The organism is Vibrio sp. Vb1554, assembly GCF_033344235.1.
The window spans coordinates 1-2,428 of sequence record NZ_JAWPOJ010000079.1; the positions used below are offsets into that span (position 1 = coordinate 1).

The window sequence follows — 2,428 nt, forward strand, 5'->3', positions numbered from 1 at the left end:
CTTCCTTTCAACCACTTAACAGCGTGAGTTGATTACTTTATATTAGAGCCAATACTCTACAACAAAGTAGCCATTATGAAACAAACTGGAAAGTTTTGGGTATTGGGCCTTATTAGTAGCTCCATTTCTCTTGCCTGCCATTCAGCACCGATCACGTTTGACACTGCGTGGCAGTTGTTACTAGAAAACAACTATTCTCTTAAAGCTCAACGTGCAAATGTTGAGAACTATCAATATCAAGAAAGCGCAACCAGCAACCTTAATCTGCCTCAAGTAAGCATTGGTGCTAACTACACACGCTTGGACACCGACGTTACTCTTTCAGGAAAGCAGATCCTAGATAGCACTGGAACACACATTAATGTGCCACCTGCTTTTCAACCCATTTTTGGTGCCTTAGCGAACACCACCTCAACCATTACTGAGCGCGATATTTTCTCTTCTTCTATCCGTGCGATTTGGCCTATCTTTACTGGTGGCCGAATCTCAGCTGCGCAATCAGCCGCGGCGGGTAAAACCGATGAAGCGAAAAGTCAGTTAGCCATGGAGCAACAGGCTCGCTTTGAAGACCTTTCTAAATACTACTTCTCAGTTGTACTTGCCAAAGAAGTGCTCGCTACGCGCCAAGCCGTAGAACAAGGTTTGAAAAAGCACCGAGATTTTGCCATCAAGCTGGAAGAGCAAGGACAGATCGCTCGCGTTGAACGCCTACAAGCTGAAGCCTCATTAGACAAAGCCAAAGTCGAAACACGCAAAGCAGCCAGTGACTTGAGTATTGCACAAGCTGCTCTTGGAAAACTTCTCGCGCAAGAGGATTCTGTTGAACCAGCAGAAACCTTGTTCATTAACGATAACCTGCCACCACTGAGTGCATTTATCGATCAGACCTTGCTCACCTACCCTGGGCTCGACATTTTGGATGCCAAGCACAAACAGGCATCGAGCTTAATTAAGGCAGAGAAAGGCAAATACTACCCAGAAGTTTACTTATATGGCGATTACAGCCTGTATGAAGACGATTCGTTGGCCAGCCAAATGAAACCGGATTGGCTCGTAGGGGTTGGCGTTAACATTCCATTGATTGAATCCACAGGTCGAAGCGAAAAAGTTAAAGCAGCACAAAGCGTTGTATCTCAAGTTGATGCTCTTAAATCTCAAGCCAAACAAGACTTGTCTTTACTTGTGCAGAAAACGTATCTAGAAGCGCAGCAAGCGATTGATGAAGTGCAAGGCTTAGAATCCAGCATCGCACTAGCCAATGAAAACCTGCTTCTGCGAGAAAAGGCATTCACTCAAGGTCTTTCTTCTTCTCTCGATGTGGTTGACGCTCAGCTTTATGTCGCCAGTATCGAAACTCAACGTTCGGCGGCGCGCTTCCGCTATCTGATTTCACTAACCAAACTATTAGCATTAAGCAGTGAAATGAACAGCTTCGAACAATATCAAAATACCGCTTACGCCCCAGCGAAAATATCCAAAGAGGTTAAATAAGTCATGGCAGCAAAATCTTTAAAACCCGTTCTACTTTCACTTTGCGCCTTGGGTGTGGCTTCTTGGGTTGGCTATCAGTTTTACCAAGCTTATCAGCCAGAACCAGTTCGTTTGCAAGGTTTGATTGAAGCTCAGCAATACAGCATTTCATCGAAAGTCCCAGGTCGCATCGACGAAGTGATGGTTCGCAAAGGCGATGATGTAGAAAAAGGCCAGTTAATTTTTACGCTTCACAGCCCAGAAATCGAAGCGAAACTGGAACAAGCAAAAGCTGGTGAAAAAGCGGCAGATGCACTAGCGCAAGAAGCAGAGAAAGGTGCACGTGAGCAACAAATTCAAGCCGCGAAAGACCAATGGCTAAAAGCGAAAGCCGCAGCGGATTTGATGGAAAAAACCTATAACCGCGTGAACAACCTGTATAAAGATGGCGTGGTTGCCGAGCAAAAACGTGATGAAGCGCTAACCCAATGGCAGGCTTCTAAATACACCGAAAGTGCCGCTTTCCAGATGTATGAGATGGCAAAAGAAGGGGCTCGTAGCGAAACCAAAGTGGCCGCGGCTGAGAAAGCTCGTATGGCGTCTGGCGCAGTTGCTGAAGTGGAAGCTTATGCGAAAGATACTCAAATCTACAGTTGGTTTGACGGTGAAGTATCTCAAGTACTTTTACAAAGCGGCGAGCTTGCACCGCAGGGCTTCCCAGTCGTCACCGTCATCGACACTGAAGATGCGTGGGCAACACTGAACGTGCGCGAGGATCTGCTTAAACACTTCACTAAAGACACCACATTTAACGCATACCTGCCAGCGTTGGATAAAAGTGTCGAGTTTAAAGTCACGCACGTTGCAGTAATGGGCGATTTCGCAACTTGGCGAGCGACCGATGCAGCACAAGGTTTCGATTTGCGTACCTTTGAAGTAGAAGCTCGCCCTACTCAAC

Annotated in this window: 2 protein-coding genes; both read left to right on the plus strand. The window is 46.3% G+C overall.

What is annotated here, in order from left to right; translation table 11 throughout:
* The first annotated feature begins 75 nt into the window (after positions 1-75).
* Positions 76-1,491, plus strand: a complete 1,416-nt coding sequence (locus R8N28_RS23710) for a TolC family protein (RefSeq protein ID WP_005500452.1) — start codon at positions 76-78, stop codon at positions 1,489-1,491.
* A gap of 3 nt (positions 1,492-1,494) precedes the next feature.
* On the plus strand, positions 1,495-2,428 hold a 934-nt coding region (locus R8N28_RS23715; protein WP_318183488.1), incomplete at its 3' end, for an HlyD family secretion protein.